Raw genomic sequence first — 23,061 nt, forward strand, 5'->3', positions numbered from 1 at the left:
GGGTTCATACGTTGCATTCCACACCTCCGGGTCCGGGGTGCTGTGTGGTAGTTGGGAAAAGGCCGTCAGACACGATAGCTACGGGGCATCTGGTATTGATTGTCTGCGGCCTGAATAAAAAAGCCAGCGACAGGCTGGCAATGTGAGGGTAAGGCAATGTCGGCTCTCTGGCCGTAAATACCCTGGCTGGGTTTGGCTCGCCTGGCTGGATTCGAACCAGCGACCAACCGCTTAGAAGGCGGTTGCTCTTTCCTCTGAGCTACAGGCAAATAAAAAGCCCAGAGCCGTTATGCAGATATTAACAATTGTCTGCGAACGGGGCTGGGCTTGATGTTTATATGCGGTTCTGTGGCTGAGCCTCCGACTTGACGCATCCCAAGTCCTCATAACGGCTTATCTCAGCTAGCCTACACGTCTTTCCGTAGTGTCAGCAGACCTCTCAGCCTGCGATGGTTGGAGTTCCAGACGAACCGTCGAAGTTACCAACTAGGCGGTATCAATGGTGAGCACCGCCTCTGTTATCTCACCACTCCGCTCTTTCGCCTTTGACGTCCGAGCATACCTGAAAATATACACTTCTATTTCGCCAAATCAAGTTATTTGAGAAATATTTTTTATTTAAGCAGCAATTAGAGAAATCTCATTCTCCATTTCGCGCTTCATTGCATAGAAAAATTCTGCTTCGAATACTTTTTCACACCAGACAACCCGGCGGCGGCAAGCCTGGATATCTAATCCGGTGATCAGGTGCATCTTCCTGGCGATATCTTGCGTGCAGTTGCGTTCGCAGTATCGTTTAATGGCGTAATCGCGGACTGGGCTTTCACGGTGGAATAACTTGACCATCACCTTTTCAACGAACGCTGCATCATCTGATTCTTTGGCGAGAGCGATGATGTTGCTGGTAGAGGATTGAGGGATGACCAGTTCGCGAGCTTTCTTATAGAGTTCCTCACCTCTCAGCGCCCCACCCTTGTCGCTATAAAGCCAGTTGACCATTCTCTCGATGTGTCCACCCATATCAGGATTCCATTGAGTCCGGATCATCAGGCGGCCAATAACGTTAACAGCGCCAGCTGGTGAGTCATCGCCGCGATTAATTCTGCCCCACACTGACATCATGTACCGCACCCAGGCTCGTTGCTTGGTTGTGATGGTCTTCTTAGGATGCTTCCAGACACGCCGGAAATGGGCGTCATCGACAAAGTTAACCATGGTGTAAATTGGTGTGAGCTTTCTCATTACGCGGCTTCCTTCTGAGGCTGGTTGGTTTTGGTCTGGCTGTGCTTTGCTACTGGCGGCATGCTGGCGCGCTTAACGCTTTCGGCCTGATATCGCAGGAAGTCGGCGTGATTCATGCTGCCTCCTGTCGGCGGGCCCGGCGTTTTTCCAGCGCGCGGGCTTTGCGTGTGAAAATGGATTTGATGCGCTTCAGATATGGGATATCGAACCGGCGCGGCTCGTTGTTAGACTCAAGACGCTCAACTCGCTCCAGGCCAATGCGGTCGATAAGACGGATGCGATACTCGACGGCATTACCGCTCAATTGACGATTGCACCGGGTGCAGGCTGAGTGGACGTTAAACACGTTGAATTTGAGGTGTGATGCAGCTCCGCGCGAACGGTAATGACTGGCATCAATGGCGCTACCAGTGAGGTAATTGCATTTGCCGAGGAGCGGATTGCCGCAGCTGACGCATTCTTTCCCCTCGTCCCGGATCCTGATGTAGCGGTTGAAGGCCGATTGAGCCTCCTTATCCCACTGGGATTTAGACTTTAGTGACTCGCGCTTTTCTTGTCGGCATTTTCGCCCTGCCTTCTCTGCCTCTTTCTGTTCACTGATACGCTTAGCGGCCTCTTTCACCTTCTGCTTTGCCCTCAAATCCAGCGCGTAGATGGCGCCATGCTCAGGACAGCACCACCAGACGTTGTCGAAGGTAGCGGTGAATTTCTCTTTGCAGACCTTGCAGGTTCGACGGGTTGGTTTACGCATGATTCCTCCGTGCAGCGAGACGCAGCCATTTCTGATCCACCAGGCGGGCGGTGTAGCCCTTCAGTGTCGGGATGTCTGACGGCTTAACCACGGGCTTACGCTGGCGGCGTGCCGGAACGCGGAAGATTTCATTGGTGATGACGCGGGAAAGTGGAGTAGACATCAGGCCTCCTGCTTATCGCGCAGCTGTTGGTACTCGCAGCTCTGCGGAATGGTCAGGTGACAGCCGATGTTCATCGCCCAGGCTTCGACTTTGCACAGGAAGATGTACATCTCGCCGGTTTCCAGCTCGGACGTATGGCGCAGGGATTGCACGCTGGTAACCTCACCGGAAACGACATCTACCCGGTCCTTGCTTTCGTATCCGAGATAGGTGTGCTTCATCGCGTCTTTGACCCACTCAGGCGTAGCGAAGGTCTTGCCACGGGCGATGAGGTACTCGCTGATTTCCGTGTACCACATGTGGCTGAGCGCGTTCTGAGACAGGCTGCGCTTCTCGCGCCACGGCTTAACCTGAAGGCGGAAGCATTGCCCGGCATCCAGCAATGGCTGAATCTGCTGGCCGATGGCCGCGAAGTTACCGCGATGGAGTTTGATACCGTCTACTGGCAGAGTCATACGGCCTCCTTAACGGAAACCGCAGAATGCAGAGAATCGCAGGTGCATTTCTGCATCTGTGACAAGGTGAGGATTTCATATTGTGGTCGCATTTAAGTCCCCTTAAATGCGCAGAAGTCACCGGAGTTGTTCAGGCTCCGATGACATGATTATGGACGGTTGATTATGGAAAATCAATTCAATCGAGCGGCTGAATTCCAGATGCAGTAATAGCCGCGTCAACAATTTCAGGCGTTAAGCTTACAGGCGGATGCTCAGCTACAGCGTAGGTAAAGCCTCCCACCATGTATTTTTTAACTTCAAATGGTACTTTTTTAGTAGTTTCAGCAACAGGACCCATAATTCTTTCAACAAAATCACCATCAATAGTGATAGGTGTGCCCTTGTGTCCAGCTCCGAATAATAGGCAATCAAAACTCATTTTACTTCCTCCTTGTTTAAATAATCGGGATCACTACCTTTCGGTAAAGTTATCGACTTCTCGCGATAAAACTTAAGGCGCTCAAGGAAGTAGTCCCGCAAATGCTCCGGTTGCTCTCGCATCACCACCTCAGCGATAACCGGCATGTTCAGGCGCTCTTTGTAGGACACGCCGGAGGCTGCCAGGTCAACATTAACCTTGTCACGTTCTTCCTGCGGCTTTGCAGCAATATTCCAGTCTGACATTAGTCAGCAGTCCTCCCTCTCTTCTTTCTGGTCTCATAAGGAGATCTAAAACCATCAACAGATTCAACCTCTCCAGCATCAAACCGTTTCGCATTTGCAATTTGTGATTTCCTCCAGAACTTTTTATGTCTTTTCATTGAAGCTTTATATTTTTCTGCTGGAGTCATTTCTTCGTTAGACATAAAACCCCCTCGGTTATTTGAGGGGATTATAGATCACTTCTGCTGCGGTGATGCCGCTATCATCCGGCGATACACATCGTAAGTTCCGAATTGTTCATCACCAGCCTCAAGCATTTCATGGGTGGGTTCTTCTGGCACCAGCACCCAACCATCCGGAATCACCGGAGAGTTGAGTTGTTCGGAATTACCGAACGACTGAAGCATTGCTGCGCGATAGGCGTTCCAGCCGACAGCTTTTCCGTGTTCAAACGCGCTGTCAAAGTCATCATCCATTTCCATCGCATCAGGCACAGATACCGGCGATGGCGGGGCGGTGTAAAGCGGCGTTACGGTGATTTCGTACTCGTTTATATCCTCGTCGCTGATATTCGCGAAATAGCGAAGGATTCCTTTCTCCCCACGACCACGAGCGTCAGAATCTTGAATGATGTACGCCACCGGCTCCGCTTCGAGCGATGCCAGCGCGATACGCGCCAGCTCTGCAATTTCTTCGCCGAGAATAGCCCCGACATTTTCACGTCTGGATAATTCCGTCAGTCTCTCTTTGGTAATTGTGCTCATGATGCCTCTCCTTTACCGGCTGCGGCTGCCATCATTTGCAGATATTCGTCTGCATCCTGAACCCATTGACCACCAACGCCGTAATAACGGTGTGTAACAATGTCGATGGTTGCCATAGGGTCATGCTCAAGCAGTTGGCGCAGAAAGCCTTCGAGTTCGCCAGCGCAGTGTTTCACGACAGGAAGCTTCCCCGGGTGCCGAACGACGAGAAACTGGTTTCCTTCTTCGCGAATTTCATTGCGCTCCAGCTCAGCAATCCGCTCCTCATACCGAGCGCCAACGGAAACTGCTTTATGGAAGGCTTCGCACCATTTGGACGATTGCGCCTGCATCTTCTCCAGCTCATCCAGCAGCGCCAGCACGGTTTCTGGAGTTGAGCAGCGCAGATAGTGGAACCATTCATCCTGGGTATGGTTATCTGTGCTGGCCTTCTCCGCCGCTTCCCGTAATGCGCGTTTGTCGATGTTGCTCATTGGGCGGCCTCCTCGCAGACGTGTATTTCTGGCTCATCAGCCTTGTAGTAACCGCCGCAGATTGTGCATGGCACCACCTGGACTTCGTCGTAATGAGAGGTTCCTGTAATCATGACTGCACTCCTTTGCGAAGCTGGGCGGCATCCTCTCGAAGTGCTTCTGCGTATTCAGATGCTGCTCTGCTGGCCTTAGCTCTCCATCCAGTAGTGATGTTGTTGCTCTTAATCGCCTCTTCAGCGAACATCAACGCAAACATCTCCACACCCTGGGCCCGCACTTCAACCAGGAAAGCGTCGGTTGTCGTGGTTTCTGCTTTGATGATTTCGATCGCTTGCGGATGGCTGATGCTGCCGCGCATCTGATGAGTTGCCCATGCGTCGATGTCCTCTACCTCATCAGGGAACTCAAATCCCGGACCAGCGATAGTTCCGTACAGCCATTCCTGGGCGGACTTCTTGTTGCCGTTATCCAGATACATAATCGCCGCTTGAATGCCAATGAGGTATTTATGAAGCACCCACGCATTTGACAGTTCGCTGGCCGCTTTGGGAATCAAATACGCATTCTCCGCAGCCAGCGCCGCGCATCTGGCTTCACCTTCAGCCACGCCAGCCTGGTACGCTTCGAACATGTGCTGCGTCATCTCGTACACAAAGCTTCTGTCGTCTTCCATCGCTGGCGAGCAGCCGTTGTTGTTCTTGGTAAACCACTCGATAAATTTCTGTTTCATACCCCTACCCTCCCCCAAACCATCAATACTCGCTTCATAGCCGCGCTGTTGCGGCACTCCTGAAATATTCCGTTGGTGCAGCTGCGCGCGGTGCCGTCCTGCTCTTCCGGCGTCGCCAGGCGATAAGTCACCGTTCGCCAGACCTTGCTCACCCGGACAATCTTGCGGGCCCGCTCCAGATCGATAGCGTTCTTCGTGATGCAGTTGATGGTCATGCCGCACTCTGTGGCCACATCCTTCGCTGTGAAGGTCTGGTGCGTTTCGAGATAACGCAGAATTGCCTGTTTGCCTTTCATCTCACACCATCCCGTTCGACTTGTTGCGATTGTACTTGGCCTGAAGCAGCTGGATCGGCGTCGGTCCGTGCTCAGCAGCGGGTGCTGCAATTGCCCGGCGTACCGGCGGAACTGGCTTACCCTCTGTGACGCGCTTCTCCCACATGTCCAGCAGATCGCCCGCTTCGCGCGCCAGCTCACCATGCGTTAACTGGCGCTCTGTGCTGCGGTGGCGCAACTCAACGCAGATGTGGTACATGACCGGCTGGGACCAGGGGAATTGCTCACTGGAAGTGAACTCGAACGAACGGTTACGCCAGTCCCAGTATTCGGCGATCACCTGGTCAACGTTGACGCCCAGCGCCCCGCCGCTCTGTTTGCACCAGGCGACGAACTGGCCCGGCGACGGCAGGAATGGGCGCTCCTGGCGGCGGGCAATGCGCATGCCGGCATCGACTTGCGCCATTGAGTGGATCCCGTTCTCCTGAAACGCCAGCAGCCACTGACGGCGGAATTCGTTCAGGTCGTCCTGACTGCGGAAATTCGTCATGCTGGCCGGGAACGCGGCGCGCAGCTCGTTGAACAGCTTGTTGAAGACCTGCGCCACCTGCTCGACCGGTGCGCGTTCCTGGTACTGCTCTGGCAGGTTATGGGCCATGCGGCTCATCTGCTCGCGATCGTGGTTACGCATCTGCTCTGCAAGAGATTTCATCGCATCACCTCATAGGCCCAGTCAGTGTTGTTGAAGTCCAGATCCGGCTTTCCGCCTCGCTGCTCACCACCAGCACTGCGCTGCATCGTCAGCTTGTCCCACTGCTTACGCAGGCTTTCCGGGCTCAGGATGTTGGTCTGCCAGAAGTGGTGTTTGCTTGCCCAGTCGTACAGCGCGCAGATGTCCTGGTGCGACCTGTTGTCTATCTGGCGCATCAGGCGAACGGTGTTAGACCAGGAGGTCATGTCCGGGGCTTTGCAGGTTGGGTTAATCAGCTTCACCCTGGTGGAAATCCACTGGGCAGTTTTGAGGTCTTCAGCCGATCCCCACTTAGCACCGGATGGTGTGTAAATCGCAGCTTCTGGATGAGCTGATAAAAATTTCTTGAGACGTGCGTCAGAGGATTCGTCAGAATTCTCGGACGATAAGTTATTTATATTCTTGTTATTACCTTCTTGTTCATGATGTGCGGGGAATTGTGCGGCCTTATGTGCGGTATACCCATCTGAACCCGCGCCGTTACTGGCTTCATCATGTGCGCCTGTATGTGCGGCTTTATGTGCGGGTAAATCGTCCATTTTTTGAGCATATTCGACGTAGTTCGTGATGGTGATCACCCTGCCTTTTCGCTTCTCTCCTTCGATGGAAATCATCCCTTCGCGGACGAAAACAGACAGCATTCTCTCCACTGCGTCGCGGCTTGTCGGGTTGCCCTGGCGGTCACACAACTGAAGGCCTAGATCCGCAGCAGTGACGACCAGTTGACCGGGTTGCAGAGGCCATTGCTTGCCCTTGAAGAATGCCGTGTATGGCTGTCTGGCTGCGTCAATGAGCAGGTTCTCCCACAGCGCGCGCAGGAAAACATCCTTAGCCCAGGACTTCTTCTTGATGCTCCGGTACAACGGGACGTAACCAGATTTCTGGTTCTCCATCCTGTTGCTCCTTGCGGCTGAGTGCGCCGCGAAATTTGCGTAAGCGACGTTCGACACAGTTAAACCTCCTGCGCCTGGCGTTTTGGATTAGCATTTGTCATAATGACCTCGCACTTGTTATCTGCATTTGCACCTGAAAGTCGGTTCTGTTCGCGCAGACCGGCTTTCGCCATTTTTGATACTTCCAATCACATAACTCCCGGCGCCATAGCGGCCAGACTTGTCACCACCGCGGCGATTGATTCAGTGGGCAGAAAGCGCAGAAGTGCTTCAGCAGCTTCTCTCACCTCTTTCTCAAGGCGTTGTATCGGCTGACCAAGTAACTTCGCCTGATGCGCTTCAGTGCACTCTTTCATGGCCTCGGCTATCAGTTCGGCCTCAGTCTTTGCGACCAGACCGAACTCTCTCGCCACTTTCTCGTTATCCCGCGCCATCACGTCGATAATGACGGGGATCAGTAGCATCAACCCCTTGTCGTTCTTCGGGCCCGGATCGTTAATCATCCGGAAGAAGTTCTGCTTCGTGTTGTGTTCAGAACCTGCCAGTAACAACCCCTTCCCGCCGCGCGCCAGCCACTCTTTCGCAACCAGCTGAGAAATGTGAACCTGAGACTGGCCCGGCGTAGCTTTTTGCCAGGCCTTAACTGCCTCCCGTATTCGAGTTAGCTTACGGTTATTACGCGGAACACTTTGATAAATCGAAATCAACGGACGTTGTTCAAGTCCGGTACTCTGTTGATACGCAAGTGAATGCATTGCTTTCCCTTTCGTGGTTAGGGCCGCCAATCAGGCGGCATTATTTTTTGGTGGGAACAACGCATCGAGAGATGTATTGCTCCCCAGCTTATTCATCGCGTCAACCAGGCGGCGGCACGAATCCAGGTCTGGTGCTCGTATGCCAGCTTCATAGTTAGCAAGGCGGGACTGGTTCCAGCCGCACGAACCTGCTAACTCTGATTGAGTGATGCCAAGCTTCTTACGTTCGTTGGCGATATTGTTCATGCTGATCCTTTCAAGAATGGTCACTCAGCATCATTAAACACAATTCGTGATTATTAATCAACACAATTCGTGTAAAGCTTTTTAACACGGCGCGTGATACAAAATGAGAATGAATAGAATCGAAGATATAGCGGGCCGCATTAAGCGACTTCGCGAAGATAAAGGGCTGTCACAAAAGGCTCTCGCAGAGCTTTGCGGGTGGGCCTCGCAGTCACGCATAGGGAATTACGAATCAGGCACCAGGAGCGTTAGCGTTGATGATGCAACTGTAATAGCTAAGGCGCTGGGGGTTGCGCCTGCCGAGCTGCTTTTTGGCGATGACTACAAAGGCCCTTACAAGCCAGGTGATAAATACCCAGTTATAAGCAAGGTGCAGGCAGGAGCATGGTGCGAAGCTGTTGAGCCGTACACCCTTAAAGATATCGACCTTTGGCTTGAATCAGATGCTCACATTCAGGGGGAGGCGTTCTGGCTGCAGGTTGATGGTGACTCAATGACGGCGCCAGCTGGCTTGAGCATTCCTGAAGGAACCTTTGTCCTCTTCGATACTGGTCGGGAGGCGATCAACGGAAGCTTGGTAATAGCAAAGCTATCCGATTCTAACGAGGCGACTTTTAAGAAGCTGGTGATCGATGGTGGGCAGAAGTACCTGAAGGGCCTTAACCCGCAATGGCCACTCGTGCCGATTAATGGTAACTGCCGGATTATTGGGGTTGCTGTAGAGACGAAGCTGCGGCTGGTCTGATCGGCAAGGTGTTCTGGTCGGCGCATAGCTGGTAATGACTGCTTTAAGGTTCACATAAAAAGACACAAGCACCTCGATAAAAACACAGCACAAAAAAGCATGTGAAATGCTTAAGTATGTTAAAATAAAGGATCTAAAATGAGCAAATTTGGATGTGATATGAGCAGGCAACTTACCGTTTTCGATGAAACATCACCCATGACTTTTGATGACTTCGCCAGGGAAAATGGAGTTACCTACTGGCTCGCATCAGATTTGGCTATGATGCTTGGTTACAATGGGATGGATCAAATCCTCAAAGCCATTAATAAGGCCACGTCAGTATGCGTGAATCTCGACATTCCCGTGTATGACAACTTTATCCAGATGCCATCTGAAAATGCGGTCAATGATTTTAAGCTCACAAGGTTTGCATGCTATCTGACTGTTATGAATGGTGACATTGGAAACAGTAAAGTCGCTAATGCACAAGCATATTTTGCTGGGCTAGCAGCTGAGATACAAGCGGCGTACCATAACCATGACGCCGTCAACCGTGTATATTTACGTGGCGAAATCACATCACGAGAAAAAACTCTTAGCCACGTAGCCCATAAGCATGGGGTTGTAGATTATGGACTGTTCCAGAATGCCGGTTATCGGGGCATGTATAACATGAACTTACGACAACTGAAGGCCAAGAAAGGTCTTTCTGACAAAGATGGCACCATGCTTGATTTTATGGGAAGTGAAGAGTTGGCGGCTAATATATTCCGCATCACGCAAACTGAAGCCAGAATCAGGAACCAGAACCTTCAGGGTCAGGGCCAGTTAGAAAATGCTGCTGAGATCGTTGGTAGATCGGTTCGCAATGTAATGATATCCAACACCGGTACAGCACCTGAAAATATTAAGCTTTCCCAGGACAAAATCCAGAAAGTTAGAAGCAGCATTAAAAAAACACACAGGGCGCTTGTAAAGCACGACAAAAACAAGCCTTAATCCTACAGTAGAATAGCCTAAACACCCGGCCCCGCGCCGGGTTTTTTGTGCCTGCCGATCCCCATTCGACCACCACCACCACGTCAGCGTAATCAATTGAATATTATGGGATGCTGGCATTAACGGCGTCTATCCCCCGCCAGCTGGTAAACAACCCGATCCCTCTGGTAAACGCTGTCATCCTTGGTAAACGATTTACCATTGGTGACACCGTTAACCATCTATAAGCCTTTCCGCACTATCTCAGCTGCATCCCTGTTCACACCCTTCCCTATCACGTTTCCTGTTTCCTTCCGGTACTGCTCCAGCTTGTCGATGATGTTTTGCTGGGTCATGGGTAAATCAGCCAGTGACAATTCCATCACCGCCCGCCCCATCGCCTGAATTTTCATGCTTATACGCTCTTCATCCAGAACCATGCACATCCCTCCTGCTGTTTTTTTAAGCGTAGCACTGGTATTTAAAAAAATAAATTCCCTTTCAAATCAGCAACAACACGCTTTGTTGTCATCATTAATCACAATTCGTGTTGACCAATAAAACACAATATGTGATTATCCACCCATCGAAACGAAACATCGACAGCTGAGCGAAGTTAGCCAGCGGCGGACAGCAAGTCGCCTGCTTTTTAACAACATGCAAAGTCGGAACAGCACTCAGTAATCCTGTTTAGACCCCAACGTACAAATTCGGCGTAGCACCGGGCGCGATCCGGTCGGTGTGAGGCTACCCCCTCGCGAGAGCGATAAAGGCGTGGGAACGGGCAGCACTGGCGGGATGAGAGGTGCGAAGCGCAAAGAGATTTATTCCAGTCCATTTGAAGCTGAGTGGGCTGTGCTGAATCACAAGAGGATTTTTTATGACTCAGACATACATTCCGGCGTGTTTAAGAGACCTTCCTAAGAAGCGTCAGAAGCCACGCAAACAGGCGATTAAAGAAGCGCAAGTGGAAGTTCTGAATAAGGCAATCGCATCGATAAAAGACGATATGCGTGCGTTCAAAACAGAAGAGCAGCGTCGCGGTCATTACCAGGCGATCAGCACACTCTCACAGATTCGTGATGAGTTGTAGAAGCTGATAGATAAAGCATTTCTCCCGCATCAGCGGGTAACTACAGAGCCAACCTCAAGCACCGGGCGCCGATGCTTGGTGATGGTAATACTGCCATCTCAACCGCACAGGAGACGATGATCCTGTTCTGGTTGGATTGGAAAAGTCTTCTTGGCCCGCCAGCGCGCGGGCATTTTTTTGGAGGTTGCATGTTTGCTACTGACATCTCACTGAAATACGGCACTCATCAGCCAGAGACGATTCTGGAAACAATGCCGATTGAAGAAGCCTCCGAAATCATCAAGGAGAAGCTTCGTGATGAAGTGCGCCAGGAACTCGAGTGCGAGTATGGCGATCGCCTTTATGAGGCTGAAGAAGAGGCATCAAACTGGGAAAGCAGAGCTGATGACTATGAAAGCGATGCGACTTGCCTGGCTAAGGCCATAAGAGAGGCTTTTGAATCTGCCAGCTTTGAAGATGCAAAGGTAATCCTCGAGCGAGCGATGCAAGACCACAAAGACTATTTCTGAAGACCCGCAACGGCGGGTTTTTTATCGGCCATACATAGGCAGATTTTCGAGTCTGCCCATTTATGACAACCGGCGGCCATCCACCGCCCATTGAAACACTGAATAAATGCGTTGAAGTCTTGTATTAACCGTTCCGTTCGCCGCGATAAGGCCAAGAGGATTTATGAGCAACCCAATCACAGTAGGTTTTTCAGGCCTGACGAATCGAGTTTTCGCGGGTCGATCAAAGCCAAGCAAATTGGCACCCGGCGTTCGTGAGTTCACCGGTGAGAAATTTGATGTCACAGACGAGGCGCTATTTGCAGTGGCCCATCTTCTCGCAGTTCGTGATGACATCCTGATATTCCCGACAGTTGATGGGAAAGAGATTCACCTCCGCGCCGACATCAAAGAAAAGCGGGAGGCATCATGACAGTCACCCACAACGGCAAGCAGTACACAGCCAAAAAGCTCAACGATAACGAGTGGCAACTGACATCGATATCGGCACCGCGCGACAAGCTGACACTGAACCACTGGCAGATGCATATCGCTGGCCTCCTGAAACAGGTTGAGGTGAAGGTATGATCAACCACTACGGAACCACCCCGCTCATTCGCCAGTGCGTCACGCCCGGCATGATGGCAATGCATGAAGGCCGCACCTATCGCGTCTCAGCAGTCATTCAGGAGCGCAAATGGGTGTACCTGCACACCGATGCAGAAATCATCCGCCTCAGTGACTGCGTGATTGACGTCCTTCTGGACGGTCACGGCAACCCTATCCAGCACTAACCACCCTATTCAATCGATCGGCCTGGCTTTCTGCGGGCGGCATCTGCACACCCAAATTTCAGGAGAAACCATGAGCGAAGTAACGGACTTAGTCGTCATTGAGAAACAGAACGCAATGGCGGTATTCACCACCAAAGAGCAGATCGACCCGATTATTGAGGCGATCGAGAAAGAAGCTCGCAGCCTGGTACCGGATGTGTCGACCCGCAAAGGCCGAGACGCTATCGCATCCATGGCGCACAAGGTTGCCCGTTCCAAAACCTACATCGACAACGCCGGTAAAGATCTGGTTGCTGAGCTTAAAGCCCTGCCTAAGCAGATCGACGAAAGCCGCCGCATTGTGCGTGAGCGGCTGGACGCGCTTAAGGATGAAGTGCGCCGTCCTCTAACCGAATGGGAAGCTGAGCAGGAACGAATCCGGGTGGAAGAAGCCTGGAACGCTATGCACGAAGAAGCATTGGTGATGAACAAGATGTTCGATGACCAGCGCGCCGCGCAGATCGAGGCAGACCACGAAATGGCTCTGCTGATGAATGACAAGTTTGACCGTGACCGCGAAGAGCAGCGCCGCCTGGCGGAACAGGCTCAGCGTGAGCACGAAGAACGCATTAAGCGTGAAGCGGCAGAGCAAGCCCGCCGCGATGCCGAAGCGAAGCACAAAGCTGAGATTGAAGCCGCAGCGCGCCGTGAAGCCGAAGAGAAAGCCCGCGCTGAACTGGCGGAACGCCAGCGCATTGAAGCGGAACAGCGTGCGGCACGCGAGAAGCAGGAAGCAGAAGCCCGGGCAGAACGCGAAAAAGCCGCGGCAGTGGAAGCTGAGCGCCTCAAGGCAAAACAGGCAGAAGAGAAACGTCTGGCCGAAGAGAAGCGCATAGCCGATGAGCAGGCAAAGCGTGAAGCTGACGTGAAACACCGCAAGACGGTCGGCACCAACATCGTTAACGCGCTCACCAGCCACACCAGCTTAACCCGCGAACAGGCTATCGAAGTTCTTACCGCTCTAAAAGATGACCTGATCCCCTGCGCGAAAATTCATTACTGAGGCAACCATGAACGCATTCCTCACTTACGACCGCATCGAAGATCGGCGCTGGGTTGAGCAGCAGCTCACCGACGAGAAAGAGAAGTGGATCGACGACCGGGCACAGCAAATCATCGACATGATGCCAAATGAGCCGTCCGGCCTTTTCCACTTCACGATCCCGATTGACTCCAGCCCATACGAAGGACTTCGCAGCGATAAAGCTGGCGAGGCCTACAACGATTTCATTTCGGCAGTTGCTTACGCCCAGGCGGAATACGACTGGGAACACCGTACCGGCTGCCCGTTCTAAGGAGGGTTTATGAGTTTCGATCTGATTCAGTTCGTTAAGGAGCAGGAGCCGCTATTTGTCGGCGCCCTAACTGACCAGTCTCTGACATGGGCAAAGGAATGCCAGTTCGCTATCCAGTTATTCCAGCGTAATCAAAAACTGGCAGAAACGGCGATTGCCAACCCCACCAGCGCCCAGAACGCGATTATCAACGTTGCAGCTGTCGGCATTAGCCTGAACCCTGCAAGCAAACTGGCTTATCTGGTTCCGCGGGACGGTATGGTCTGCCTCGATATCAGCTACATGGGCCTTCTGCACATCGCCCAGTCGGCTGGCGTCATCAAGTGGGGTCAGTGCAAGCTAGTTCATGCTAGCGACGACTACGAGACGCTTGGTCTCGATAAGGCGCCAGCTCATAAATACAACCCATTTGCCACACCTGACGCTCGCGGCGCCGTTATCGGTGGCTACTGCACAGTTAAAACCGCTGATGGCGACTATCTCACTGAAGAGATGAGTCTCGCTGAGATAGAAGAAATCAGGAAAGTGAGCAAAGCGGGAACATCACCAAAAGGCCCATGGGTCAACTTCTGGTCTGAGATGGCCAGGAAGACGATCGTCAAGAGAGCCTATAAATACTGGCCGCGTGCCGAACGACTGGATAATGCCGTCGATGTGCTCAACGAGAGCGAAGGCATATACACGGAGCCAGTTATGCCCTACACCCCTGAAAGCGAAATCATCCAGTCGGAAGAAAACGCAAAACAGGAACTTATCAACACCATCCAGTCACTATGTGAGGACATGAAGCAGGCGAAAAATATGCATGCTCTCAAAACTCACTTCCAGGCAGCTTACAAAATGACGGTCGGAATGCAGCTTCAACAAGAGGTTCAGGCCGTCTATGCCAAGTGCAAAGCAAAATTCGAAGAGGTTACGCAATGACAGCTCTTTACCAGATCGCCAATGATTTCGCAAAGCTGACTGATTCAGGCATGGAGCCTGAAATGATAGCCGACACCCTTGATGGCATTGGGTGGGAGCTGGAAGCAAAGGTCGAGCAGATCCTTGCTGTCTGCAAAAACGAATCTGCTTATGCCGAGGCGCTGAAAGAAGAAAGCAAGCGTCTTGCAGAGCGCGCAAAAGCCGCAGAAAACCGTGTGTCGAGCATGAAAGATTATGTGGCCACTTCCCTCGAAACGGCAGGGAAGAAATCACTTAAGGCGGGCATTCATCAGGTAACGGTTCGCGCACCTTCCAAGTCAGTAGAGATTATAGATGCCAGCGCGCTTCCTCCTGAATTCGTCGAATACGAGACGAGCATCAAGCCAGACAAATTGGCTATCAAACACCAAATCGAAGCTGGCGTGGATGTACCTGGCGCGCAAATAAAACTCGGCAAACCTTCACTCCTTATTAAGTAGGTGCCGCCATGAAACGCACACCCTTCTACCGCAGGCCCGGGCGAACCGGGCAATTCTCTGGCCTACGTGAGCGCGTTATCTGGATGATTCAGACGCGGGGACGCCCGGTCACCGGCAGCGAAATCGCAGAGAAGTTTGGCGTAACGCTGATTGAGTTTAACCGGGTAGCCAACGGCATTACCCGCGGCTCAGGACAGATAGCGCAGATCGTTGAATCGGAAAAATGGCTCAACGAGGATGGAATCTGCGACCGGACATTCGACCTGGTCACGAAGCCAAAGGTCGTAACGCCGCAGGGTAAATCGCGGCTGTTCACCCGGCGCGCCATCGAACAATCGCAGGAAGGCAGACGGCAGGAGTGCATTGAACGTGCCGCCCGCCGTAGCCGACTGATTGCTCAGGGCCTATACATCGACGAAATGGAGTCAGTGCTATGAAAGCGTGGTCACTCGAAGAGCTGGCGCTGCTGTGGCGACACTCAAACGCTGAAGTCGCTGAGATTACCGGCCGCTGCATTGAAGAGGTAGGAGATAAGCGGCTGCAAACCAATATTGAGCGCAATGGCTGGGATGTTAACGATCCGGAGCGGGAGGGTGCATGATCCATTTTCACGGCGGACCGATTACGCCGGACACATGCGCCCTGAAGGCATGGAAAGGCAGGCACGCTTTCATTTCCTTCGCCAACCCCGGCCAATTAGCCCTGGCCAGCGAAGTCACCCAGTCTTTCGCGCTGGATAACGGCGCATTCAGCTTCTGGACGAAAAAGCGCGTTGTTAACTGGAATGACTACTACGAGTTTGTTGCTCGGTGGATGAATCATCCCCGCTTTGCGTTTGCCGTCATTCCTGACGTGATCGGCGGAACGAGTGAAGAGAACGATGCGCTTATCGCTGAATGGCCGCACGGTAGCGTTGTCGGCGCGCCGGTATGGCACATGAGCGAACCCGATGAACGCTTCTTCAGGCTGTGCCGGGAATTTCCTCGCGTATGCATCGGTAGCATGGGTGAATACGATGCAAAGCGACCAAGAGCGTGCCGGGCAAAACTGCGCGATCTGATACGCCATGTAGTCGATAAAAACGGCTATCCAATTACGAAGCTTCACGGCCTGCGCATGCTGAATGCTGACATCTTCCGTCACATCCCTCTGTCGTCAGCTGATAGTACAAACGTGGCGCGCAACATCGGCATAGATAAAGCGTGGGATAAATCAGCATACGCGCCGGCAAGCAAAGAAACACGGACAGCAGTGCTTGTAGAACGCATTGAGGCCTATAACTCGGCGAGCGCTCTTAACTACGACGAGGAAAGGGATCGGTTTACACCACAACTGGCTTTGGAGGTTTAAATATGACGCCAGCAAATGAAAACGCCATCCGCGCAGCCTGCCGCCGATGCACCGAGGAAATCCAGCAGGCCATGCGCAAGAAGCCAAAACCTAACTGGAACGAAACGGTGCCTCCCATCATCAACAAACATCACAAGAAAATTGAAGCTCTGGGAGTTAGCCTCCTGGAGTTCGTCGTCAAAACTGGCCGCCTTAACGGGCGGTTTGGAGCCGAACAATGACAACAGAATTTAAACCCCTACCCGTCGAACGCGACCAATACGGCTACTGGACTCACCCGCTTTACGATGAATTTTGCGATGGGCGCGAGTCTATCTCACCTGATGAATTTAACGCCTGGTTGGATAAGAACGGCCTTGAGTGGAAAGTAGAGTACCGCGATGAGGATGATGTCGATCCCGATGTGGACGGTTATGACATCTCAGCGTGGCAGCCCGAACCCCCAGCCGGTGATGGTTGGTTTGTCGGTTCAATTCACGAAACGGAAGATGGCGCCGTCTGCATCTGGCTGCGAAACGTTGGCGGTGCAGCATGAACCGAGCCTCTCCCGTTGATTTGAGAAAAAGCCTCGAAATTGCCAATAACCTGGCGCACATCGGTATTCGCTTTGTGCCGATCCCGGTGGCGACCGAGGAAGAATTCCAGACGCTGGCCGCCGAGCTATCTCGACGGCTTGAAAATATGGCTGTCGAAGCCGAGAAGAATGAAGGCGGTGCAGCATGAAAGCACTAATCACCCAGGAGCTTAAAGCTCCTTTTTTATTGCTGGCGTTCACCTTCAACCGAATTAACCGGCAGTTCCGGGAGCATTGACCATGGCCGATATCATCGATACCGCAGCAGAGATTGAAGAGCTTCAGCGTAACGCTGCCCTTTCCGCTCACCGAGTGAACCGTAACGACGTATCAGCTGAGCGTTGTGAAGAATGCGACGAACCAATTCCCGAGCCGCGGCGCGCTGCCGTTCCCGGCTGCCAGACATGCGCGGAGTGCCAGGGCGTTATCGAATTGAGGAATAAGCAGAGGGGGATCCAGTGAAAGAGCGCGGAATGATTTTTAACGGCGAGATGGTGCGCGCCATCCTCGACGGCGGCAAGACGCAGACGCGGCGGCCAGTGAAGGTCCCACACATTGATAGAGATGCAATGTGCGAATTATCTGGCAATGAATTGGCTGGTGAGTTATCGGCGGGAAATTACAGAAACAGCCCACACGGTAAACCAGGTGATCGTATCTGGGTGCGGGAGACTTGGGCACGCTACAACATCGACCAGGATAGCCACGATATGGCTTACCGAGCTACGCCACCTGCAGACTGGCCGGAAGAAGGAAGATGGCGTCCATCAATTCACATGCCGCGCTGGGCCAGTCGCCTAATGCTGGAAATTACCGGTGTGCGAGTGGAGCGATTGCAGGCCATTACCCTTGGGGATATCTGTAAGGAAATCGGCTGTGGTCTTTACGACTTCCGCCCTGCTACTTATGGCTTTCAGGTGTGGGAAGAACTGTGGAAGTCCATCTACGGCGAAGAAAACTGGCAGGCCAACCCTTGGGTCTGGGTAATCGAATTTAAGGTGGTGCCCAATGTTCAGGATAATCCAGCCTAATACCTGGTACGCCGATCCCCACGGCGCGCCCTGCAAAATCCTACGCGCTACCCACGAAGTTATCCACTACATCCGCAATGGTCGCACCTGCATCGCCAGCATGGGCCGCTTTCAGCTTGAATTCGAGCCGCTGACCAAAGCACAGGCCGAGCGGATCGCCGAAGAAATCGAAACAGCAGAACACCTGAAGAAGCTGCGTGCCCAGCGCGCGGCATGAGGAGGGATTATGGGAAAGATGACGTTCGTCTTTGAGTATGAGGACGGTAAAGAACCGTCGGTTAACGCAGGAATGGAATTTATGGGCGGGAAAATTGTAGCGGTTGCGTTTCGCGATGCTCTCGAAGAGCCAGAAGTATGTGATGAGATCGTGCCTGACCCTGATTATCTGAAGAATACCCGTAGTCAACTATGACGCAGCTGATAGCCAGTTATGAGCTGGCTATTGGGTGCGAAAGCACTGCCACGTTATCCCTTTTGCCCGGCCCCGAGCCGGGTTCTTTTTGCCTGGAGACACTCATGAGCGATACGATCCAACTGGTGCCCAACAAATGGGTATCAGAAGAACTACTGATTGCATTAACCGGGCTGACAAAGCATGCAATCAAGTCGGCCCGTGAAAAAAGCTGGCTTGAGGGGCGCGAGTATAAGCACTATTCCGGAGACCTTCAGCCTAAAGACAACTCACCTATCCTCTACAACCGTTTCGAAGTCGATAACTGGGTTGAAAAGCAACGCCCGGCGATCCCGCGCCAGAAATCTGCTTAAATAGCCCTGCGTTTAACAACGAGGAAAAGGCATGTCTAAATATCCAACCGGGGTTGAGAATCACGGGGGCTCATTGCGCCTGTGGTTCATGTACCAGGGTGAGCGGGTGCGCGAAAGTCTTGGCGTTCCCGACACCCCCAAAAACAGAAAGATAGCTGGAGAGTTGAGGACTTCTATTTGCTACGCCATCAGGACCGGCACCTTCGACTATACCGCCCAGTTTCCTAACTCACCGCGAGCTAAGGTTAATGACGATCGTAAACTTAAGACGTCCGTTTCGGAACTGGCTTACAAATGGCTGGCCCTGAAGCAAACGGTTTTGGCGCGGAACACCCATATGCGGTATACGTCATACGTAAAAATGTGCCTTCGAATTTTGGATGATGAGAAGCCAGTATGTGCGCTTTCCCATGAGGATCTTATGTCACTCAGGCATGAGCTCCTAACTGGCTATCAGCTCATAGGGAAAACGCTTGAGCGCTCACACAAAAAAGGCAGAACTGTACGTACGGTAAACGGCTATATGGCAGTGATGCTCGAAATGCTTAAATTCGCGGAGCGTAACGGATACACAAATGGATCGGTCATATCTGATATTCGCCCACTCAGGAAATCAAAGTCAGAGCCAGACCCGCTCACCAAAGAAGAGTTTATACGTTTGCTTAATGCCGCTAATCACCAGCAGATCAGAAATCTTTGGATTCTGGCGGTGAGTACCGGCATGCGGCATGGTGAAATTTGTGCCTTAGCCTGGGAGGATGTAGACACCGTCAACTGGACTATAAACGTAAACAGAAACCTGGCGATCTCTGATCACTTTACTCCACCAAAAACGGAAAGCGGCATTAGGACAATTAACCTCACCCAGCCAGCTATAGAGGCACTGAAAAGTCAGATGCAGTTTACCCGCATGAAAGAGCAGCACGAAATTGTTGTTCATCTGAGGGAGTACGGTAAACAAAGAACTGACATATGTACCTTTGTTTTCAATCCAAACGTATCTGGTCGTTACCCATCAAAAAGCATTTGCTATATACCAGGATCGATAGCCTCGGCATGGAATCACCTGTTGAAAAGAGCAGGTATCAGGCACAGGAAAGCGTATGAATCTCGCCATACGTTTGCCTGCTGGGCATTGAGTGCGGGCGCGAACCCGAGCTTCATTGCTAACCAGATGGGGCATACAAATGCCCAGATGGTTTTCAACGTCTATGGTAAATGGATGGCGGAACAAAACGGCGACCAGGTAGCTCTGCTGAACTCAGATTTTGACTTTAATGCCCCACAGATGCCCCACAATAAAGTGGCCGGAATATAATCGATTTATATTACAGCCACTTAGTCACACATCAGTGTTTTAACATGACATGTCGGACTACCGTGTAATCCTCAAGTCCGTAGACCGACATATCTTTTCCGTAACCGGATAACTTCATCCCGCCGTGCGGCATTTCGCTCACCAGCATAAAATGGGTATTGATCCAGGTGCAGCCATACTGCAACCGTGCGCTGAGGCGATGGGCGCGTCCGACGTCTTTTGTCCAGACGGACGAGGCCAGGCCGTATTGCGAATCGTTAGCCCAGTTCAGCACCTGCGCTTCATCCTCAAATTCTGTCACGCTGACCACCGGGCCAAACACTTCTCGCTGGACGATCGCATCTTCCTGCTTCGCCCCGGCCAGCAGCGTTGGCTGGAAGTAATATCCTGCCCCCTCTTTTTTACTGCCACCGGTGACGACGCGGATATGTCCAAGGGTTTTGGCTTCGTCCACGGCAGCACAAACGCGGGAAAGATGCGCTGCGGAGCTGAGCGGGCCCAGCTCGGTTGAAGCATCGTCCGGCGCGCCCATTTTCAGGCTGGCAACGGCTGCGCCCAGCTTTTCGACCAGCGCGGGGTAAATCCCCTTCTGGGCATAGATACGACAGGCTGCGGTACAATCCTGACCAGCATTGTAGAAACCAAACGTACGCACGCCTTCAACCACGGCATCCAAATCTGCATCGTCAAAGACAATGACCGGCGCTTTTCCGCCCAATTCCATATGGGTACGTTTAACTGAAGATGCGGTATGCCCGATAATATGTTCTCCTGTAGCAATAGAGCCGGTGAGAGAAACCATACGGACTTTTTCGTGACCGGTCAGCGGATCTCCTACGGTTTTGCCGCGACCAAACAGCACGTTCAACACGCCTGGCGGGAAGATATCTTTCGCCAGTTCCGCCAGCTTCAGCGCCGTCAACGGGGTGATTTCAGACGGCTTGATGACGACACAGTTTCCCGCCGCCAGCGCGGGCGCCAGCTTCCACGCCGCCATCATCAGAGGATAGTTCCAGGGCGCAATAGAGGCGACAACACCAACCGGGTCGCGGCGGATCATCGAAGTATGTCCTTCGAGGTATTCTCCGGCAGCCAGCCCGTTCAGGCAGCGGGCGGCCCCGGCAAAGAAGCGAAACACATCGACCACGGCCGGGATCTCGTCCCCCTGGACACAGTGCAGCGGTTTCCCGCAGTTAAGGGATTCCAGATTTGCGAACGCGTCAGCGTTGGCTTCTATCACATCAGCCAGTTTCAACAGACATTCGGCGCGCGTTTTCGGCGTCGTTTGTCCCCACTCTGTGAACGCGCGATCGGCAGCCTGGACGGCAGCGTCCACCTGTGCTTCCGACGCTTCAGCAATCTCCAGCAGCACTTCACCCGTGGCAGGATTATAAACCGCCTGCTTCTCACCTTCGCCGGCCACCAGTTCACCATTAATCAGCAATTGATTTTGCATAGCATCGTCCTGTTGAAATCGACATTGTTTTCGCTGTCAGCACACGTTCTGGCGGACATGTACGTGACAACGTCACGTCACCAATCCGCACTCCCTTACTAAAGGTAGACCGCGCGTCATGTCGCTTCAGGAATTTTCATCAAGGTGTGACTGGGTGCAGCATCATTTCGCGGATTACCCCCGCCAGCTGGACGACCGCCTGCTCCTCCCGCTCGCCCCATCCCCATGAGGTATTGAAACGGAAAAACGGTGTCCAGATATTGGAGGTGGAAAACATCTTGCCGGGCGCAATGCTGATTTGATGGGTTAACGCCTTCTCACTCAACCGCCCCGCATCCAGCTGTTCAGGCAGTTCCAGCCATAAAAAGTAGCCGCTGTCGTTATGATGGATTTTGACGCCGGCAGGCATATGGCGCAAAAGCGATTGCCAGGCCTGCTGTTTGCGTTCAGCAAGCGTGCGTCGCAGGCGGCGAAGGTGGGCGTCGTAACGTTTGGTCGCCAGGTAATCCACCAGCGCCAGCTGCATGGGAGAACTGGTGGATAACGTACTCATCAGCTGCAACTGCTGAATACGGCGCGCATGTTTTCCCGCCGCCACCCAGCCAATACGAAAACCAGCCACCAGACACTTGGAGAATGAGGAGCAGTGCAACGTCATATCCTGCTTATCCCAGGCCTTTGCCGGAAGCGGCTTTTCGCGGCCAAAGTAGAGTTCGCTGTAAACATCGTCTTCAATCAGCGTGACGTTATGCCGGGTTAATAACGCCACCACCTGAGCTTTCTTCTCTGCACTCAGCGTGAAGCCGAGCGGGTTCTGACTGTTGGTCATCAGCCAGCAGGCTTTCACCGGATAATCATTTAATGCCTGCTCAAGGGCACTGAGATCGATGCCCTCACGCACGTCAGTGGCAACCGACAGCGCTTTCAGTTTCAGACGTTCAAGCGCCTGGAGTGCGCCATAAAAACAGGGATTTTCAACGATAACCCAGTCCCCTGGTTCAGTCACAGCCTGCAAACTGAGGTTGAGCGCCTCAAGCGCGCCCGCGGTGATCACAATTTCATCCGGGGAGATATTCATTCCCTGCTGAGCGTAGCGACGGGCAATGGCATGACGTAAGTCGACGTTACCCGGCGGCAGGTTTTCAATCACGCTCATGGCGGTAGCCGTTTTGCTGACGTTAGCCAGCGATCGGTTGAGTTGCTGAAGCGGGAAAAGGCGCGGATCGGGAAACGCCGAGGCAAAAGGGACAACGGAGGGGTCGCGGCTGGCCTGTAGCACGTCGAAGATATAGGTGTTGATGTCGACCACTTCATCGCGCATCACCTGCGCGGGCGGTGCAGACTGGTGTGTGGTCGGGCGCGCGGCAACGTAATAGCCTGACTGCGGTCTGGCAACAATGCGCCCCTGACTTTCCAGCATCTGATACGCGTGGCCCACGGTCATAAAACTCATGCCGCTGCTTGCCACCTGCTCTCGCAGAGAAGGTAACTTATCGCCCGGCAACCATACGCCAAGCTCAATCTGCGAGATAATTTGTTGCGCCAGACGCTGGTATTTTTTCATCAGATTCTCCTTATTGCTGACAGTGTATATCAGCAGGAGAAAA

Annotated in this window: 42 protein-coding genes and 1 tRNA gene; 23 read left to right on the plus strand and 20 right to left on the minus strand. The window is 52.7% G+C overall.

The genetic code is table 11. The features are described 5' to 3' along the window. Window positions 1-193: 193 nt before the first annotated feature. The 17 genes from ACOTYB_RS18670 to ACOTYB_RS18750 all read right to left on the minus strand — a co-directional run bounded on the left by ACOTYB_RS18670 (window position 194) and on the right by ACOTYB_RS18750 (window position 8,143). Window positions 194-269: transfer RNA gene (locus ACOTYB_RS18670), tRNA-Arg, on the minus strand. 349 nt (window positions 270-618) lie between these two features. Further along, a complete protein-coding gene (locus ACOTYB_RS18675; protein WP_058655836.1) occupies window positions 619-1,242 on the minus strand; it encodes a hypothetical protein in 624 nt (207 codons plus the stop codon). Continuing rightward, window positions 1,242-1,358, minus strand: a complete 117-nt coding sequence (locus tag ACOTYB_RS18680) for a hypothetical protein (RefSeq protein ID WP_108720711.1) — start codon at window positions 1,356-1,358, stop codon at window positions 1,242-1,244. Before ACOTYB_RS18680 ends, ACOTYB_RS18675 begins: the two co-directional genes overlap by 1 nt. Continuing rightward, window positions 1,355-1,993 (minus strand): recombination protein NinG, encoded by a 639-nt coding sequence (locus tag ACOTYB_RS18685; protein WP_047355352.1) that lies wholly within the window; start codon window positions 1,991-1,993, stop codon window positions 1,355-1,357. Before ACOTYB_RS18685 ends, ACOTYB_RS18680 begins: the two co-directional genes overlap by 4 nt. Beyond that, the gene (locus ACOTYB_RS18690) at window positions 1,986-2,156 is read right to left on the minus strand and encodes a NinE family protein (protein ID WP_219982660.1); all 171 of its coding nucleotides are present in this window, start codon (window positions 2,154-2,156) and stop codon (window positions 1,986-1,988) included. Before ACOTYB_RS18690 ends, ACOTYB_RS18685 begins: the two co-directional genes overlap by 8 nt. Further along, window positions 2,156-2,611: a YbcN family protein gene (locus ACOTYB_RS18695; RefSeq protein ID WP_198446589.1), complete on the minus strand. Its 456-nt coding sequence runs from the start codon at window positions 2,609-2,611 to the stop codon at window positions 2,156-2,158. The genes ACOTYB_RS18690 and ACOTYB_RS18695 overlap by 1 nt, the downstream gene beginning before the upstream one ends. Before the next feature lie 178 nt (window positions 2,612-2,789). Continuing rightward, entirely contained in the window at window positions 2,790-3,032 is a 243-nt protein-coding gene (locus tag ACOTYB_RS18700) for a hypothetical protein (protein WP_006808973.1), read from the minus strand. Next, window positions 3,029-3,277 (minus strand): DNA polymerase III subunit theta, encoded by a 249-nt coding sequence (locus tag ACOTYB_RS18705; protein WP_150324693.1) that lies wholly within the window; start codon window positions 3,275-3,277, stop codon window positions 3,029-3,031. Before ACOTYB_RS18705 ends, ACOTYB_RS18700 begins: the two co-directional genes overlap by 4 nt. Further along, window positions 3,277-3,459, minus strand: a complete 183-nt coding sequence (locus ACOTYB_RS18710) for a hypothetical protein (protein WP_006808975.1) — start codon at window positions 3,457-3,459, stop codon at window positions 3,277-3,279. Before ACOTYB_RS18710 ends, ACOTYB_RS18705 begins: the two co-directional genes overlap by 1 nt. Window positions 3,460-3,492: 33 nt before the next feature. Beyond that, window positions 3,493-4,020, minus strand: coding sequence for a hypothetical protein (locus ACOTYB_RS18715; protein WP_421765861.1), 528 nt, complete (start codon window positions 4,018-4,020; stop codon window positions 3,493-3,495). Beyond that, window positions 4,017-4,493 (minus strand): ead/Ea22-like family protein, encoded by a 477-nt coding sequence (locus ACOTYB_RS18720; protein ID WP_013098083.1) that lies wholly within the window; start codon window positions 4,491-4,493, stop codon window positions 4,017-4,019. Before ACOTYB_RS18720 ends, ACOTYB_RS18715 begins: the two co-directional genes overlap by 4 nt. 109 nt (window positions 4,494-4,602) lie before the next feature. After that, complete coding sequence (locus tag ACOTYB_RS18725; RefSeq protein WP_421765862.1) at window positions 4,603-5,223, minus strand: hypothetical protein; 621 nt, start codon at window positions 5,221-5,223, stop codon at window positions 4,603-4,605. Then, window positions 5,220-5,519 (minus strand): hypothetical protein, encoded by a 300-nt coding sequence (locus ACOTYB_RS18730; protein ID WP_026094290.1) that lies wholly within the window; start codon window positions 5,517-5,519, stop codon window positions 5,220-5,222. The genes ACOTYB_RS18725 and ACOTYB_RS18730 overlap by 4 nt, the downstream gene beginning before the upstream one ends. 1 nt (window position 5,520) lies before the next feature. Then, the gene (locus ACOTYB_RS18735; protein ID WP_058656684.1) at window positions 5,521-6,210 is read right to left on the minus strand and encodes a replication protein P; all 690 of its coding nucleotides are present in this window, start codon (window positions 6,208-6,210) and stop codon (window positions 5,521-5,523) included. Beyond that, window positions 6,207-7,142, minus strand: a complete 936-nt coding sequence (locus ACOTYB_RS18740) for a replication protein (protein WP_058656683.1) — start codon at window positions 7,140-7,142, stop codon at window positions 6,207-6,209. Before ACOTYB_RS18740 ends, ACOTYB_RS18735 begins: the two co-directional genes overlap by 4 nt. Window positions 7,143-7,330: 188 nt before the next feature. After that, a complete protein-coding gene (locus tag ACOTYB_RS18745) occupies window positions 7,331-7,897 on the minus strand; it encodes a toxin YdaT family protein (protein ID WP_001514165.1) in 567 nt (188 codons plus the stop codon). A gap of 30 nt (window positions 7,898-7,927) precedes the next feature. After that, window positions 7,928-8,143: a helix-turn-helix domain-containing protein gene (locus ACOTYB_RS18750; protein ID WP_006809779.1), complete on the minus strand. Its 216-nt coding sequence runs from the start codon at window positions 8,141-8,143 to the stop codon at window positions 7,928-7,930. Window positions 8,144-8,246: 103 nt separating this feature from the next. Between ACOTYB_RS18750 and ACOTYB_RS18755 the strand changes: the two genes are divergently transcribed. After that, window positions 8,247-8,888, plus strand: coding sequence for a LexA family protein (locus ACOTYB_RS18755; RefSeq protein ID WP_006809780.1), 642 nt, complete (start codon window positions 8,247-8,249; stop codon window positions 8,886-8,888). 138 nt (window positions 8,889-9,026) lie between these two features. Continuing rightward, window positions 9,027-9,869, plus strand: coding sequence for a BRO family protein (locus ACOTYB_RS18760; protein WP_022651082.1), 843 nt, complete (start codon window positions 9,027-9,029; stop codon window positions 9,867-9,869). Between the two features lie 221 nt (window positions 9,870-10,090). Here the strand turns inward: ACOTYB_RS18760 and ACOTYB_RS18765 are convergent, their stop codons facing one another. Beyond that, complete coding sequence (locus ACOTYB_RS18765; RefSeq protein WP_048982035.1) at window positions 10,091-10,288, minus strand: hypothetical protein; 198 nt, start codon at window positions 10,286-10,288, stop codon at window positions 10,091-10,093. 440 nt (window positions 10,289-10,728) lie between these two features. On the opposite strand from ACOTYB_RS18765, the gene ACOTYB_RS18770 reads away from it, so the two are divergent. The 21 genes from ACOTYB_RS18770 to ACOTYB_RS18870 all read left to right on the plus strand — a co-directional run bounded on the left by ACOTYB_RS18770 (window position 10,729) and on the right by ACOTYB_RS18870 (window position 19,998). Beyond that, entirely contained in the window at window positions 10,729-10,941 is a 213-nt protein-coding gene (locus ACOTYB_RS18770) for a hypothetical protein (RefSeq protein ID WP_001514161.1), read from the plus strand. A gap of 116 nt (window positions 10,942-11,057) precedes the next feature. Further along, on the plus strand, window positions 11,058-11,450 hold the full coding sequence (locus tag ACOTYB_RS18775; protein WP_204269952.1) for a hypothetical protein: 393 nt from the start codon (window positions 11,058-11,060) through the stop codon (window positions 11,448-11,450). A 163-nt stretch (window positions 11,451-11,613) separates the two neighbouring features. Then, window positions 11,614-11,862 (plus strand): DUF7446 family protein, encoded by a 249-nt coding sequence (locus ACOTYB_RS18780; RefSeq protein WP_421765863.1) that lies wholly within the window; start codon window positions 11,614-11,616, stop codon window positions 11,860-11,862. Then, complete coding sequence (locus ACOTYB_RS18785; protein WP_421765864.1) at window positions 11,859-12,017, plus strand: hypothetical protein; 159 nt, start codon at window positions 11,859-11,861, stop codon at window positions 12,015-12,017. The genes ACOTYB_RS18780 and ACOTYB_RS18785 overlap by 4 nt, the downstream gene beginning before the upstream one ends. Continuing rightward, window positions 12,014-12,223 (plus strand): cell division protein FtsZ, encoded by a 210-nt coding sequence (locus tag ACOTYB_RS18790; RefSeq protein ID WP_006809788.1) that lies wholly within the window; start codon window positions 12,014-12,016, stop codon window positions 12,221-12,223. Before ACOTYB_RS18785 ends, ACOTYB_RS18790 begins: the two co-directional genes overlap by 4 nt. Before the next feature lie 70 nt (window positions 12,224-12,293). After that, on the plus strand, window positions 12,294-13,265 hold the full coding sequence (locus ACOTYB_RS18795) for a hypothetical protein (RefSeq protein ID WP_421765865.1): 972 nt from the start codon (window positions 12,294-12,296) through the stop codon (window positions 13,263-13,265). Window positions 13,266-13,272: 7 nt separating this feature from the next. Continuing rightward, on the plus strand, window positions 13,273-13,557 hold the full coding sequence (gene gamL / locus ACOTYB_RS18800) for a host nuclease inhibitor GamL (RefSeq protein ID WP_219989880.1): 285 nt from the start codon (window positions 13,273-13,275) through the stop codon (window positions 13,555-13,557). 9 nt (window positions 13,558-13,566) lie between these two features. After that, window positions 13,567-14,481, plus strand: coding sequence for a recombinase RecT (locus ACOTYB_RS18805; protein WP_219989881.1), 915 nt, complete (start codon window positions 13,567-13,569; stop codon window positions 14,479-14,481). Continuing rightward, complete coding sequence (locus tag ACOTYB_RS18810; protein WP_126327815.1) at window positions 14,478-14,960, plus strand: siphovirus Gp157 family protein; 483 nt, start codon at window positions 14,478-14,480, stop codon at window positions 14,958-14,960. The genes ACOTYB_RS18805 and ACOTYB_RS18810 overlap by 4 nt, the downstream gene beginning before the upstream one ends. An 8-nt stretch (window positions 14,961-14,968) precedes the next feature. Further along, window positions 14,969-15,397, plus strand: a complete 429-nt coding sequence (locus ACOTYB_RS18815) for a regulator (protein ID WP_219989882.1) — start codon at window positions 14,969-14,971, stop codon at window positions 15,395-15,397. Then, entirely contained in the window at window positions 15,394-15,561 is a 168-nt protein-coding gene (locus ACOTYB_RS18820) for a hypothetical protein (RefSeq protein ID WP_164552435.1), read from the plus strand. The genes ACOTYB_RS18815 and ACOTYB_RS18820 overlap by 4 nt, the downstream gene beginning before the upstream one ends. Continuing rightward, the gene (locus ACOTYB_RS18825) at window positions 15,558-16,310 is read left to right on the plus strand and encodes a hypothetical protein (protein WP_126502146.1); all 753 of its coding nucleotides are present in this window, start codon (window positions 15,558-15,560) and stop codon (window positions 16,308-16,310) included. Before ACOTYB_RS18820 ends, ACOTYB_RS18825 begins: the two co-directional genes overlap by 4 nt. A 2-nt stretch (window positions 16,311-16,312) precedes the next feature. Next, a complete protein-coding gene (locus ACOTYB_RS18830; protein ID WP_032680689.1) occupies window positions 16,313-16,531 on the plus strand; it encodes a hypothetical protein in 219 nt (72 codons plus the stop codon). Continuing rightward, complete coding sequence (locus ACOTYB_RS18835; protein WP_022651067.1) at window positions 16,528-16,845, plus strand: hypothetical protein; 318 nt, start codon at window positions 16,528-16,530, stop codon at window positions 16,843-16,845. Before ACOTYB_RS18830 ends, ACOTYB_RS18835 begins: the two co-directional genes overlap by 4 nt. Then, window positions 16,842-17,033: a DUF1382 family protein gene (locus ACOTYB_RS18840; protein WP_047357428.1), complete on the plus strand. Its 192-nt coding sequence runs from the start codon at window positions 16,842-16,844 to the stop codon at window positions 17,031-17,033. The genes ACOTYB_RS18835 and ACOTYB_RS18840 overlap by 4 nt, the downstream gene beginning before the upstream one ends. A 91-nt stretch (window positions 17,034-17,124) precedes the next feature. After that, window positions 17,125-17,346: a TraR/DksA family transcriptional regulator gene (locus ACOTYB_RS18845; RefSeq protein WP_120816042.1), complete on the plus strand. Its 222-nt coding sequence runs from the start codon at window positions 17,125-17,127 to the stop codon at window positions 17,344-17,346. Continuing rightward, complete coding sequence (locus ACOTYB_RS18850; protein ID WP_284953054.1) at window positions 17,343-17,915, plus strand: hypothetical protein; 573 nt, start codon at window positions 17,343-17,345, stop codon at window positions 17,913-17,915. The genes ACOTYB_RS18845 and ACOTYB_RS18850 overlap by 4 nt, the downstream gene beginning before the upstream one ends. Then, on the plus strand, window positions 17,893-18,132 hold the full coding sequence (locus ACOTYB_RS18855) for a DUF4222 domain-containing protein (protein ID WP_137042103.1): 240 nt from the start codon (window positions 17,893-17,895) through the stop codon (window positions 18,130-18,132). Before ACOTYB_RS18850 ends, ACOTYB_RS18855 begins: the two co-directional genes overlap by 23 nt. Before the next feature lie 9 nt (window positions 18,133-18,141). Then, window positions 18,142-18,327: a hypothetical protein gene (locus ACOTYB_RS18860; RefSeq protein ID WP_137042102.1), complete on the plus strand. Its 186-nt coding sequence runs from the start codon at window positions 18,142-18,144 to the stop codon at window positions 18,325-18,327. Window positions 18,328-18,431: 104 nt separating this feature from the next. After that, complete coding sequence (locus tag ACOTYB_RS18865) at window positions 18,432-18,680, plus strand: excisionase family protein (RefSeq protein WP_023306353.1); 249 nt, start codon at window positions 18,432-18,434, stop codon at window positions 18,678-18,680. Between the two features lie 31 nt (window positions 18,681-18,711). Next, window positions 18,712-19,998, plus strand: coding sequence for a site-specific integrase (locus ACOTYB_RS18870; protein WP_126525351.1), 1,287 nt, complete (start codon window positions 18,712-18,714; stop codon window positions 19,996-19,998). A 31-nt stretch (window positions 19,999-20,029) separates the two neighbouring features. Here the strand turns inward: ACOTYB_RS18870 and patD are convergent, their stop codons facing one another. Continuing rightward, window positions 20,030-21,454: an aminobutyraldehyde dehydrogenase gene (gene patD / locus ACOTYB_RS18875; RefSeq protein WP_220153086.1), complete on the minus strand. Its 1,425-nt coding sequence runs from the start codon at window positions 21,452-21,454 to the stop codon at window positions 20,030-20,032. Between the two features lie 139 nt (window positions 21,455-21,593). Beyond that, window positions 21,594-23,018, minus strand: coding sequence for a PLP-dependent aminotransferase family protein (locus ACOTYB_RS18880; protein ID WP_063944747.1), 1,425 nt, complete (start codon window positions 23,016-23,018; stop codon window positions 21,594-21,596). Window positions 23,019-23,061 lie beyond the last annotated feature (43 nt).

The sequence above is a fragment of the Enterobacter cloacae complex sp. IR5450 genome (assembly GCF_049238665.1).
Taxonomy (GTDB): domain Bacteria; phylum Pseudomonadota; class Gammaproteobacteria; order Enterobacterales; family Enterobacteriaceae; genus Enterobacter; species Enterobacter hormaechei_C.

Excerpts from the sequence above, each read along its gene's own strand:
- ACOTYB_RS18695 (WP_198446589.1), bottom strand. The coding sequence starts at position 2,611 with ATGACTCTGCCAGTAGACGGTATCAAACTCCATCGCGGTAACTTCGCG.
- ACOTYB_RS18735 (WP_058656684.1), bottom strand. The coding sequence starts at position 6,210 with ATGAAATCTCTTGCAGAGCAGATGCGTAACCACGATCGCGAGCAGATG.
- ACOTYB_RS18690 (WP_219982660.1), bottom strand. The coding sequence starts at position 2,156 with ATGTCTACTCCACTTTCCCGCGTCATCACCAATGAAATCTTCCGCGTT.
- ACOTYB_RS18730 (WP_026094290.1), bottom strand. The coding sequence starts at position 5,519 with ATGAAAGGCAAACAGGCAATTCTGCGTTATCTCGAAACGCACCAGACC.
- ACOTYB_RS18785 (WP_421765864.1), top strand. The coding sequence starts at position 11,859 with ATGACAGTCACCCACAACGGCAAGCAGTACACAGCCAAAAAGCTCAAC.
- ACOTYB_RS18880 (WP_063944747.1), bottom strand. The coding sequence starts at position 23,018 with ATGAAAAAATACCAGCGTCTGGCGCAACAAATTATCTCGCAGATTGAG.
- ACOTYB_RS18750 (WP_006809779.1), bottom strand. The coding sequence starts at position 8,143 with ATGAACAATATCGCCAACGAACGTAAGAAGCTTGGCATCACTCAATCA.
- ACOTYB_RS18840 (WP_047357428.1), top strand. The coding sequence starts at position 16,842 with ATGAACCGAGCCTCTCCCGTTGATTTGAGAAAAAGCCTCGAAATTGCC.
- ACOTYB_RS18835 (WP_022651067.1), top strand. The coding sequence starts at position 16,528 with ATGACAACAGAATTTAAACCCCTACCCGTCGAACGCGACCAATACGGC.
- ACOTYB_RS18810 (WP_126327815.1), top strand. The coding sequence starts at position 14,478 with ATGACAGCTCTTTACCAGATCGCCAATGATTTCGCAAAGCTGACTGAT.
- ACOTYB_RS18780 (WP_421765863.1), top strand. The coding sequence starts at position 11,614 with ATGAGCAACCCAATCACAGTAGGTTTTTCAGGCCTGACGAATCGAGTT.
- ACOTYB_RS18720 (WP_013098083.1), bottom strand. The coding sequence starts at position 4,493 with ATGAGCAACATCGACAAACGCGCATTACGGGAAGCGGCGGAGAAGGCC.
- ACOTYB_RS18740 (WP_058656683.1), bottom strand. The coding sequence starts at position 7,142 with ATGGAGAACCAGAAATCTGGTTACGTCCCGTTGTACCGGAGCATCAAG.
- ACOTYB_RS18755 (WP_006809780.1), top strand. The coding sequence starts at position 8,247 with ATGAGAATGAATAGAATCGAAGATATAGCGGGCCGCATTAAGCGACTT.
- ACOTYB_RS18765 (WP_048982035.1), bottom strand. The coding sequence starts at position 10,288 with ATGGTTCTGGATGAAGAGCGTATAAGCATGAAAATTCAGGCGATGGGG.
- ACOTYB_RS18675 (WP_058655836.1), bottom strand. The coding sequence starts at position 1,242 with ATGAGAAAGCTCACACCAATTTACACCATGGTTAACTTTGTCGATGAC.
- ACOTYB_RS18790 (WP_006809788.1), top strand. The coding sequence starts at position 12,014 with ATGATCAACCACTACGGAACCACCCCGCTCATTCGCCAGTGCGTCACG.
- ACOTYB_RS18775 (WP_204269952.1), top strand. The coding sequence starts at position 11,058 with ATGATCCTGTTCTGGTTGGATTGGAAAAGTCTTCTTGGCCCGCCAGCG.
- ACOTYB_RS18705 (WP_150324693.1), bottom strand. The coding sequence starts at position 3,277 with ATGTCAGACTGGAATATTGCTGCAAAGCCGCAGGAAGAACGTGACAAG.
- ACOTYB_RS18805 (WP_219989881.1), top strand. The coding sequence starts at position 13,567 with ATGAGTTTCGATCTGATTCAGTTCGTTAAGGAGCAGGAGCCGCTATTT.
- ACOTYB_RS18820 (WP_164552435.1), top strand. The coding sequence starts at position 15,394 with ATGAAAGCGTGGTCACTCGAAGAGCTGGCGCTGCTGTGGCGACACTCA.
- ACOTYB_RS18685 (WP_047355352.1), bottom strand. The coding sequence starts at position 1,993 with ATGCGTAAACCAACCCGTCGAACCTGCAAGGTCTGCAAAGAGAAATTC.
- ACOTYB_RS18770 (WP_001514161.1), top strand. The coding sequence starts at position 10,729 with ATGACTCAGACATACATTCCGGCGTGTTTAAGAGACCTTCCTAAGAAG.
- ACOTYB_RS18715 (WP_421765861.1), bottom strand. The coding sequence starts at position 4,020 with ATGAGCACAATTACCAAAGAGAGACTGACGGAATTATCCAGACGTGAA.
- ACOTYB_RS18815 (WP_219989882.1), top strand. The coding sequence starts at position 14,969 with ATGAAACGCACACCCTTCTACCGCAGGCCCGGGCGAACCGGGCAATTC.
- ACOTYB_RS18795 (WP_421765865.1), top strand. The coding sequence starts at position 12,294 with ATGAGCGAAGTAACGGACTTAGTCGTCATTGAGAAACAGAACGCAATG.
- ACOTYB_RS18745 (WP_001514165.1), bottom strand. The coding sequence starts at position 7,897 with ATGCATTCACTTGCGTATCAACAGAGTACCGGACTTGAACAACGTCCG.
- ACOTYB_RS18870 (WP_126525351.1), top strand. The coding sequence starts at position 18,712 with ATGTCTAAATATCCAACCGGGGTTGAGAATCACGGGGGCTCATTGCGC.
- ACOTYB_RS18760 (WP_022651082.1), top strand. The coding sequence starts at position 9,027 with ATGAGCAAATTTGGATGTGATATGAGCAGGCAACTTACCGTTTTCGAT.
- ACOTYB_RS18865 (WP_023306353.1), top strand. The coding sequence starts at position 18,432 with ATGAGCGATACGATCCAACTGGTGCCCAACAAATGGGTATCAGAAGAA.
- ACOTYB_RS18855 (WP_137042103.1), top strand. The coding sequence starts at position 17,893 with ATGTTCAGGATAATCCAGCCTAATACCTGGTACGCCGATCCCCACGGC.
- ACOTYB_RS18710 (WP_006808975.1), bottom strand. The coding sequence starts at position 3,459 with ATGTCTAACGAAGAAATGACTCCAGCAGAAAAATATAAAGCTTCAATG.
- ACOTYB_RS18680 (WP_108720711.1), bottom strand. The coding sequence starts at position 1,358 with ATGAATCACGCCGACTTCCTGCGATATCAGGCCGAAAGCGTTAAGCGC.
- ACOTYB_RS18725 (WP_421765862.1), bottom strand. The coding sequence starts at position 5,223 with ATGAAACAGAAATTTATCGAGTGGTTTACCAAGAACAACAACGGCTGC.
- patD (WP_220153086.1), bottom strand. The coding sequence starts at position 21,454 with ATGCAAAATCAATTGCTGATTAATGGTGAACTGGTGGCCGGCGAAGGT.
- ACOTYB_RS18830 (WP_032680689.1), top strand. The coding sequence starts at position 16,313 with ATGACGCCAGCAAATGAAAACGCCATCCGCGCAGCCTGCCGCCGATGC.
- ACOTYB_RS18860 (WP_137042102.1), top strand. The coding sequence starts at position 18,142 with ATGGGAAAGATGACGTTCGTCTTTGAGTATGAGGACGGTAAAGAACCG.
- ACOTYB_RS18825 (WP_126502146.1), top strand. The coding sequence starts at position 15,558 with ATGATCCATTTTCACGGCGGACCGATTACGCCGGACACATGCGCCCTG.
- ACOTYB_RS18700 (WP_006808973.1), bottom strand. The coding sequence starts at position 3,032 with ATGAGTTTTGATTGCCTATTATTCGGAGCTGGACACAAGGGCACACCT.
- ACOTYB_RS18845 (WP_120816042.1), top strand. The coding sequence starts at position 17,125 with ATGGCCGATATCATCGATACCGCAGCAGAGATTGAAGAGCTTCAGCGT.
- gamL (WP_219989880.1), top strand. The coding sequence starts at position 13,273 with ATGAACGCATTCCTCACTTACGACCGCATCGAAGATCGGCGCTGGGTT.